General features: G+C 55.2%; 7 protein-coding genes. 2 read left to right on the plus strand and 5 right to left on the minus strand.

The window, feature by feature from the left end:
- Positions 1 to 28: 28 nt before the first annotated feature.
- From ACP15K_RS16180 to ACP15K_RS16200, 5 genes are all read right to left on the minus strand, one after another.
- A complete protein-coding gene (locus ACP15K_RS16180) occupies positions 29 to 2086 on the minus strand; it encodes an alpha-galactosidase (RefSeq protein WP_424990999.1) in 2058 nt (685 codons plus the stop codon).
- Positions 2086 to 3741, minus strand: a complete 1656-nt coding sequence (locus ACP15K_RS16185; protein WP_168770628.1) for an ABC transporter ATP-binding protein — start codon at positions 3739 to 3741, stop codon at positions 2086 to 2088. The genes ACP15K_RS16180 and ACP15K_RS16185 overlap by 1 nt, the downstream gene beginning before the upstream one ends.
- A complete protein-coding gene (locus ACP15K_RS16190; RefSeq protein WP_211096257.1) occupies positions 3689 to 4870 on the minus strand; it encodes an ABC transporter permease in 1182 nt (393 codons plus the stop codon). Before ACP15K_RS16190 ends, ACP15K_RS16185 begins: the two co-directional genes overlap by 53 nt.
- A 10-nt stretch (positions 4871 to 4880) precedes the next feature.
- Entirely contained in the window at positions 4881 to 5903 is a 1023-nt protein-coding gene (locus tag ACP15K_RS16195) for an ABC transporter permease (RefSeq protein WP_093994378.1), read from the minus strand.
- Between the two features lie 101 nt (positions 5904 to 6004).
- Entirely contained in the window at positions 6005 to 8026 is a 2022-nt protein-coding gene (locus tag ACP15K_RS16200) for an ABC transporter substrate-binding protein (protein WP_093994377.1), read from the minus strand.
- 156 nt (positions 8027 to 8182) lie between these two features.
- On the opposite strand from ACP15K_RS16200, the gene ACP15K_RS16205 reads away from it, so the two are divergent.
- Complete coding sequence (locus ACP15K_RS16205; protein ID WP_424991000.1) at positions 8183 to 8977, plus strand: hypothetical protein; 795 nt, start codon at positions 8183 to 8185, stop codon at positions 8975 to 8977.
- Positions 8978 to 9004: 27 nt separating this feature from the next.
- A partial coding sequence (locus tag ACP15K_RS16210; protein WP_424990003.1) for a transposase occupies positions 9005 to 9240 on the plus strand: 236 nt, incomplete at its 3' end.

The raw sequence follows: 9240 nt of genomic DNA on the forward strand, positions 1-9240 counted from the left end.
GGTCTCACTTTCTTACTTGGTCTTTTGGTCACACCCGGTGCCCTTCGATCACATAAATCGTTTCAGGCCATGCCAACGGCAGGTTGATCCCAGCCGTCATCATAGCCCGGCCTGACAATCGCAATGACACCGCCTTCAGCGCGTTGTCGCCACGTGAATGTGGCGATACTTGCTCGGGATTGGCGAGGCGGATTTCATAAAACGCGTCTGTTTCTAGGCCGCTCAGGCGTAGGGCGCGCGGCAGGTTCTGCTCCGAAGTTGCAGATTGTCCTGCGAAGACGACGAAGCGGTCCCCATCTTTTGCGACCTGAATTTCTGCGGTCACCGCAGGGTCGTCGCTATCGAGGGCATGAATGTCCCCAGCCATCATCCAGTCGCGGTTTTCTTTAAACCAGGCAGTGATGCGCGCCAGTTTGGCCTCGTCTTCTTTGCTGAAGCCACGCAAATCGCTCTCGAATCCCATTTGGCGCATTGCAGCGATCCATGCCCGGAACTCCATCGTCAGGCTGCGGCCTGTCGTGTGCGAATGTTCCGCACCGACATGGCTGCCCGTTATGGCCGATGGGATCAACAACGCAGCGGTCTGTTGCATCCGCAGTCGTTCGTGCGCATCGATGCAATCTGACAGCCAGACTCGGCTTGTGTGCTGTAGGATGCCATAGTCAATCCGACCCCCACCCGAAGCACAAGTTTCGATCTCTACCCCAGGGTGGACCTCACGCAACCGCGCGAACAATTCCATGATACCACGTGCCTGGGCTGCATCTGGCATCGGCAACAGACGGTTGTGATCCCATTTGAGGTAGTCGATCTCATTTTCAGAAAGGATCGCATCGAGTGCGGTAAACAAGTAATCGCGAACCTCGGCCCTTCCAAGATCGAGTACCAACTGATAGCGCCCGGTGACTTGATCAGCCGGTCCCAACACCCAGTCAGGGTGGGCGCGGTAAAGATCACTGTCGGCGTTGACCATTTCTGGTTCCACCCAAAGCCCGAACGTCATACCAAGCTCGTGTACCCTGTCGATCAGCGGCGTCAGCCCATCAGGCCATTTGCGCCGGTCGATCTGCCAATCGCCAAGGGATGAAGTATCGTCATCACGCTTGCCGAACCAACCGTCGTCCAGCACGAACCGCTCTGCCCCGATACAAGCGGCGCGCTCAGCCATGTCGGACAAGGTTGCGAAATCGTGGTCAAAATAGACGGCCTCCCAGCAATTGTAATGTACGAGCCGTTTGCGTGAAGGATCTGACCAAGTAACAACAGCGTCCCGTACATGGGCCTGCAACTGCACTGCACAACCATTGAGGCCTGTGTCAGACCGAACGATCGTTAGTGGTGCGGTCTCGAAGTGCGTGTTGGGTGCACGTTCCGAACCTGCGCTATTGCCGAACTGGATCATGCGGTGACCATCCGGCAGTTCCTCAGCAATCATCCTGTGCCCACCTGGCCAGCCATAGGCAAAGGCCATCGCTTCACCTCTGGTAAAGCGTGCGTCGGGCGTTGCAGTATAAACGAAAGGTGGCGTTTCGTGGCCAGAGCGGCCTTGCCGTGCTTCACGCAGTCGGGCGCCAACCGAGAAAGACTGACGCTGCATCCGGAATTCTCCGTTCCAACGACCCGAGAACTCGATCAATTCGGCCTGCGCGCCAGGGACCGGCAGGACCGGTGCCGAAAGCCAGTCCAATCTGACCGGCGAAAGTGAATCGATGCTGGCCCGAAGGGTCAACACGCCATCAAGAGTAATTTCGGCAGTATAAGTCAGGTCACCCGAAACAGCCGAGACAATCAGAGTCTGACTTTTAGGTGTGATTGTTGCCGGCTCAAACCGCAGGGAAACCTCGGCACCGTCGGTGTCGAGAACGCGCAAGGCCGGCTGGCCCAAATGGACGCCATCGGAGACCGGGCATATCGTTAACCGCGGCAATGCATCCACCATTCCACCGGTCATGTCCCTGCAGCCTGCGGCGGCCAATTGGGACAAATCTTCGGCTTCGGATAGACGCGGGCCAAAATAGGCAATGCATGGAAGTCCGTTCGTTGGTTCCAGCACGAGTGTCTGAGTGCGATCGTCGATTCGGTACATTAGGCCACCACCTTGAAAGCTGCGTTGACCAGACGCTTTGTGTAGTCTGTTTTTGGTGCTTCAAGCACTTGCGATGTCGGACCGGTTTCGATGATGTCTCCGTGCTGCATGACCATCACGTTGTGGCATAGGGCCTTCACCACTTTCAGGTCATGGCTGATGAACATATAGCTTAGGTCGTGCTTTGCCCGCAGGTCTCGCAAAAGGTCGATGATTTGGGCCTGAATTGACAGGTCAAGCGCCGAAGTTGGTTCGTCGAGTAGGATGAATTCTGGCTGCAAAACAACGGCACGAGCAATGGCCAGTCGTTGCCGCTGGCCACCGGAAAACTCGTGTGGGAAACGTTGCATCGCATCGCGGGGCATCTGAACATCGTCCAGCGCCTGTCCGATCAGTTCTTCACGCTCGGCCGCATTTTTACCGATTCCGTTTACGATAAGTCCTTCTTCGAGGATCTGCCGGATGATCATGCGAGGATTAAGCGATGAAAACGGGTCCTGGAACACCACTTGGATACGGGTGCGAAACGGACGCATCTGCTTGCGGGTGAGGCCATCAATGCGTTCGCCGTCAAATGTGATTTGTCCGCCGTTCGGCTCCAACAGCCGGATCATGGCCATTCCCAGCGTGGTCTTGCCCGAACCGCTTTCTCCGACAACGCCCAACGTTTCGCCTCTCCGAATGCTGGCAGAGATATCGTTGACTGCAACAAGATCAACATGTTTCCGGCTCATCAAGCCGCCGTGCGCAATCCGAAATGCCACGCGCATATCTTTAGCCACCATCAGCGGTGCCGCGTCGGGATCCAGCTCATCTGGGCGACCCTTAGGTTCGCTTTCGAGCAGGTGACGTGTGTAAGGATGCTGGGGGTTGGCAAAAACGTCCTGTGTGTTTCCCCGCTCGACGACCTCGCCGTAACGCATCACGACCACCTTGTCAGAGGTCTTTTCGACAACTGTTAGATCGTGAGTGATCAATACGACCGCCATGTTATGGGATTTCTGCAGGTCTTTGAGCAGCGTGAGGATTTCCGCCTGCACGGTCACGTCGAGCGCTGTTGTTGGCTCGTCCGCGATCAGAAGGTCCGGTTTGTTGGCGAGGGCCATTGCGATCATGACCCGCTGGCGTTGACCGCCCGACATTTCGTGCGGATATTGGCTTAGCCGTGCCTCGGGATCAGGCAGTTGAACCTCTTGAAAGAGCTTTAAAACTTCAGCCATCGCCTGCTTCTTTGGCATCGGGCGGTGTATCTGAATAATCTCAGCGACCTGATCTCCGACCCGGTGGATCGGATTGAGCGATGTCAATGGCTCCTGGAAGATCATTGAAATTCGGTTTCCGCGGATTTCCTGCATTTCGAGCTCGGACAATTCCAAAAGGTCGGTTCCATCGAACCAAATCCGGCTATCGGCCCCGACACGTGCGTTTTCGGCGAGCATCGACATTATGGCCCGGGCAGTTACCGACTTGCCCGACCCGCTTTCACCGACAACAGCAAGTGTTTCGCCGCGCGCCACTTCGTAGGACAAGCCGCGCACGGCGTTTACGGTGCCGTGAATTGTGCGAAAGTCCACAACGACGTTTTCAATTTTCAATAGGGGATCAGTCATTGGAATACGGGTCCATTGCATCGCGCAGGCCGTCACCAAACGCATTGAAAGCCAAAACAGAGATTACGATCATTCCAACTGGCGCCATCAACCAGGGGGCGGCCGCGAAGGATTGGAAATCACGCACTTGATTCAGCATTGTCCCCCAACTGACCATCGGAGCCTGCACACCGACGCCAAGAAAGGATAGGAAGCTTTCCAGCAGGATCACTTCAGGTAATTGATAGGTTGCCCAAACGATGATGTGTGATGAAGTGTTGGGCACGATATGGCGCCCGATGATGCGTTGGTCCGATGCCCCGACTGCTACGGCCGAACGAACATAGTCCATTGATCGCAAAGAAATAACTTTGCCCCGTAGTTCGCGGCTCAGGTCCGCCCAACGGAGCAAGACAAGGATCGATGCGAAAAGGATGAAGACGGTGATGGGATCAGCGCGACGCGGCAGGATCGCCACAAGCGCAAGATAGAGCGGCAAGTCAGGAAACGACCTCACGAATTCAACGATGCGCTGAACCAGCATGTCGAAAACCCCACCAAAATAGCCTGAAGAAACCCCGACTATTGTTCCAATGAAACAGGAGGCGGCCATTACTAGGAAGCCCATGAGAAGGGTCACTCGTGTGCCTTCTACCATCCTTGAAAACACATCACGGCCAAGGGAATCCGTGCCAAGCAGGTGCACAAACCCTCCGTCGGTGGTTCCAACTAGGTGAGTCTCGAATTCTAGCCCCAAGAACGTCCAGGGATCACCTTTCACGAATAACGCGAGATTATGGCGAACCTCCGGGTCGGGCACGAATGTGATCTCGAACGTGTTGGGGTCCATCTCTTCGGCATAGCCTAGGATGTAGGGCCGGGTCAGGCCGCCTTCGGGCGCAAATATCTTTGGCATCTGCGGCGGGCTGTAGATGGCAGTTCGATCCTTCGTTTCACCATCATAGGGAGCGATGAACCCTGAAAAAACGGCTGTGATTACGATAATCATACATCCAATCAGTCCGACGACACCGTATCGGTTGCGCAAAAACCGGCGGCGGACAAGCTGCCAATAGGACAGACCCGGGCCCGTCGCGGTTTCGGCGTTCATTGTTTCTATGGTCGTGGGCACGTCAATCTGAGGTCGGTTATCGACCATCGGTTTGTCGTCGGTGGGGTTGTATGGCTGTTTCATTGGTATCCCCTTAATTCCGGCTCATCGTGGCGCGGCGAACCCGAGGGTCCAGCAGGGCCAGCATGAGGTCAGCGAACAAGTTGCCCAGTACCAGCAAAACGGCCACCATCATGAAGATCGCGGCGACGACATACATGTCGCGGTCGCCGACGGCGCTCAGAATCAATGGGCCAACCGTAGGAATGCCCAGCACGATTGCGATTTCGATTTCGCCCTTGATCATGTAATCGAACCGCGTCCCGATGTTCATGATGACTGGGTGCAGAGCATTCGGTACTGCATGCTTGAAAAGGACCTTGCGACGGGACAATCCTTTGGCGCGGGCTGTTTCAATGTATTGCATGTTCATTACGTCGAGCAGGTTTCCCCGCATCATCCGCGTGGTGTAGGCCTGTCCGGCCCAAATAGACACCACCAGGATCGGCCAAACATGCTTGAGAAAGTCCCAGAACTTCGCCCAATTCCACCCATCTTGTAAGATGTACTGAGGCGAATTGACCGCTCCAATATAGGGTGAGTGCCAGACGATAGCGAGGAAGTAGAGGATCACGAGCGAGATCACGAACTTCGGAATCACAATGCCCATGAAGGCAATCAGCGTGGCGATATTATCGCCCAGTTTGTATTGGTTGGTCGCCGCATAGATGCCCAATAGCACCCCGAACACCTGACCTATGACCAGCGTCAGAACAGCCAGCAGCAGCGTACGGGGCAGACGGGTGCCAATCACCTCTGTCACAGGGCGATTTTGCTCAAAGGACATACCGAAGTCGAAATGGAACACGATGTTCTTGAGCCAGGTCACGTACTGAACCGCAATCGGCTGATCGAGGCCGAGCCGCTCTCGCATCGCGTCAGCTTGGGGAAGAAGCTCGTCATAGGACTTGCCGGTCTGGGCTGCTGTATTGGCAATCCAACCGTCAACGAAATCGCCGGGCACAGCTTGGATGATTGCAAAGGATACGATGGAAATTCCCAAAAGTAGTGGGATCGACATCGCAACGCGTTTCGCAAGAAATACTAGAAAGTCCATGAGGGAAGTTCTCCCGACTTACGGCGTCATGAGGAAAGTGTAGCAATGAGGTGCCCTACCCCCGCGCTTTGCGGGAGTAGGACGAGTTTTGGTCACGTAGCTCAGTATTGGGCTACGGTACCAGGGAGGAGCTCTTCTGTTTGCAAGTCTGCAGGCACCCAGAGACGTTCACGGATCACCGCATCTTCAGCCCATTCGTACATAAAGACTGGTGTGCCAGGATGCGCATTGCGAACCCGCTTGTTCACCAACAAAGCCGCAGGGACCTGAACCAATCCAATATTGTAGAGGTTCTCTGTGAGGATCGACTGCATCCTATTGGCGATTTCCGCTTGTTCAGCCGCGTCACTGGACGCGTTGAACCGCAGAACGATATCCGCTAGTTCAGCCTCGAACGGCAGAAACTCACGACCATCAGGCCCGGCCAGGTGGAATGCTGGGCAGATTTCAGACGTTGGCAGGTTGCCGCAGGTTTCCCGCGTGGGCACAACAAAACTCACCCGCTGCAAAATCGCTGAGAAGCTGCCTGAGTTGCGGATCGGATCAAAGCTGGTCTCATCTACCGGCGTTGGCAACACGCGAATTCCGATTTCAGCTAACTGCGATGTCACCGCTTCGACCTGCTTGCGGTCGTCATTTCGCTGGGACTTGAAGGTCATGTCGATGACAAGATCTTCGCCCGTGCCTGGCAAGTTCAAGATCCCGTTGCCGTCCGTGTCTTCCAGACCGAGACCGGCCAGAAGCTCGCTCGCGTAACTCTGATTGAACGGAGTAAAGTCAGTCGAAGCCGCATCGTAATAGGGCGAGCCGCTCGCGAAACCACCCATATATGGATAAGCGAATGGACCACGCGCCAAAGCTTGTCCTAGAGCGTCACGATCAATTGCCGAGCTAAGCGCTTCGCGGAAATCGTGCTCGCGGAACAACCCACGCAATTCGGCGTCGTAATCGCTGTCAGCCATGTTCTGGGCGAAGTTCAGTTCGATCCGAAACGCCAGAGTCCGCGGTCCGAAGTTTGCCGTGACCGGCGCGTCTTCATCTTGGCTTTGCTTTAGCGCTTCAACATAGTTGCCGGGGTTTTCCATGTTCGACCAGTCACCGGTACCGGCGACAGCTTGTGTCGTGCGGTCGTCCCAGGTCGTCAATTTGAAATGCATCTCGTTGAGATAGGGCAGCTGGTTTCCGGCTTCGTCCACTTTCCAATAGTATGGATTGCGGCGAAGGATGACCAGCTCGTCAGGACGGTGCTCGACCGGTACCCATGCACCCAAAACTGGAACCGGAACATCACTTGCCGGCATTGCGTTCAGGTAATCGTCGTAGGAAGCATCGGAATTATAAGTCGGATGCGAATCGCGAAGCACATGGCTCGGCCCCGGGCAACCTTGAATATAGGCGAGACCCTCGACAACAGTTTCCGATTGTGCGCTTGGGAATACGAACTTGAATGAGTAATCGTCGATTACCTCAAGGGTCGCTCCGCCACCGAAAGAACCAGCCTGAATGCGGCTCGTGACGTTCTCGTCTTCGACATTGTCGTTCCACCAGAACGCGATGTCATCGGTATCAAACGGATCCCCGTCCGACCACTTGATCCCTTCCACGAGATGCATAGTCAGTTCTGTCATGTCTTCGCTCCACTCCCATGAGTGGGCCAAGTTCGGCAAAGGACCAGTCTGGTCTTCGGCACGAACTTGCCAACGCGGACCTTGGCGAACAAGGCATTCCTGAATGGCCATGTTGATGCCGCCCCATCCTTGATGCTGACCGGCCATCCAGTGGAAACCTTCTGGCCGTCCACCAATTACGTGGCGGAACACACCGCCGTATTCGCCGATGCCGTCGGACATGGCAGCAGTGTTGAATACCAATGGCTCAGCCGGCAACCGCTCAGAGACGGGCGGAAGTGCGCCACTTTCGACCAGCGCATCGAGGAACGGCGCTTGGCTGTAAGTTTCGAGCGCACGGTACGAATACAAGTCGTCACGACCGATCAGGTCGTATTCAAGGCCAGCGAGGCTCCGCTCTGGGGGCATCTCATCGGCATTGGCTGCGGTGATTCCCAGCGTAGCGGCGCAGACGCCGCCCAGCAAGAATCCAGTACATGTGAGTTTGTGAATCATTCGGTTTCCTCCCTTAGACTTCTAGCACTCTCCATGACGGCATTTGTCTCTGCTTCCGGTTTTATAACAACTTCTTCCTGTTTTTGCAGTTTGATGCTAAAGTCTCATCTCAGCTGATAAGTCCCCGCCTTCGGGCCGAGACACGAAAGGCATAGCATGGCACAAAGGTTAGGTTCTGTTGACGCGACCGTTCCGTTTTCGGAATCTGTTGATCAGACCCGCGTGCCGACTCCAAACAACTTCATCATTGAGAGCCACAGACCGACACTCTTTGACACCCCCTTCCATCACCACACATCGGTGGAAGTGAATTTCCTTCAGAATTGTCATTTGGACTACTCATTCTCGGGCCAGGTAGCAAAGTTGAAGGCCAATCGACTGGTCGTGTTTTGGGGTGCTGCGCCACATAAAGTTACCGATGTCTATGGGGAAGGACGTATTACCAACATCTATCTTTCGCTGGGTCAATTCGTGCGTTGGGGTCTGCCGTCCGATCTCGTGAAAGCCATCCTGTCCGGCGAAGTAATTGCTTCTCGAAATGATGATCCATTAGACGCCTTGCTAATCAACAGGATCTACAATGAGAAGCACCTTGAGCAGCCCCCCTGGCGGCGAACGCACCTTGCCGAAATTGAAACGCGGTTGCGTCGGCTTGCGTTAGAAGGGTGGTCTACGCTGATTTCAAGCCCAAGCCGGGGCAATGGATTCTCAGTTAGGTCGACGACGATGCAAGAAGTCGAATCAATGTTGCGATTCATCTCCGAAAACTTCACCCTACCGATCAACGTGAAAGATATTGCGGCGGCATCAAGCTTGTCTCCGGCGCGCGCCGGGCAGGTTTTTCGGGATGTCTTGACCGTCAGTATCAAGAAGCATCTGACACGGACTCGTTTGTCCCACGCTCGAATGCTCCTAGGCTCAGGACCCATTGATTTCCGGCGATCAGCGTGATTCACCGTTCGAAAAACGAGCGGTGACATGTCTGATCTCTTCTGGCTTAGCGACGCGCAGATGGCGCGGCTTGCGCCTTTCTTTCCCAAGTCTCACGGCAAGCCCCGCGTCGATGATCGGCGCGTGTTGAGCGGAATTATCTTCATCAACCGCAATGGCTTACGTTGGCGGGATGCGCCCGCCGCATACGGTCCGCACAAGACCTTGTACAACCGCTGGAAGCGGTGGAGTGACAAAGGTGTTTTCGCGAGGATGATGGCTGG

Source organism: Fluviibacterium sp. S390, from assembly GCF_049800695.1.
Classification (GTDB): Bacteria; Pseudomonadota; Alphaproteobacteria; order Rhodobacterales; family Rhodobacteraceae; genus Meridianimarinicoccus.

Coding starts and splice junctions, on each gene's coding strand:
- ACP15K_RS16180 (WP_424990999.1), bottom strand. CDS start 2,086: ATGTACCGAATCGACGATCGCACTCAGACACTCGTGCTGGAACCAACG.
- ACP15K_RS16185 (WP_168770628.1), bottom strand. CDS start 3,741: ATGCGTTTGGTGACGGCCTGCGCGATGCAATGGACCCGTATTCCAATG.
- ACP15K_RS16190 (WP_211096257.1), bottom strand. CDS start 4,870: ATGAAACAGCCATACAACCCCACCGACGACAAACCGATGGTCGATAAC.
- ACP15K_RS16195 (WP_093994378.1), bottom strand. CDS start 5,903: ATGGACTTTCTAGTATTTCTTGCGAAACGCGTTGCGATGTCGATCCCA.
- ACP15K_RS16200 (WP_093994377.1), bottom strand. CDS start 8,026: ATGATTCACAAACTCACATGTACTGGATTCTTGCTGGGCGGCGTCTGC.
- ACP15K_RS16205 (WP_424991000.1), top strand. CDS start 8,183: ATGGCACAAAGGTTAGGTTCTGTTGACGCGACCGTTCCGTTTTCGGAA.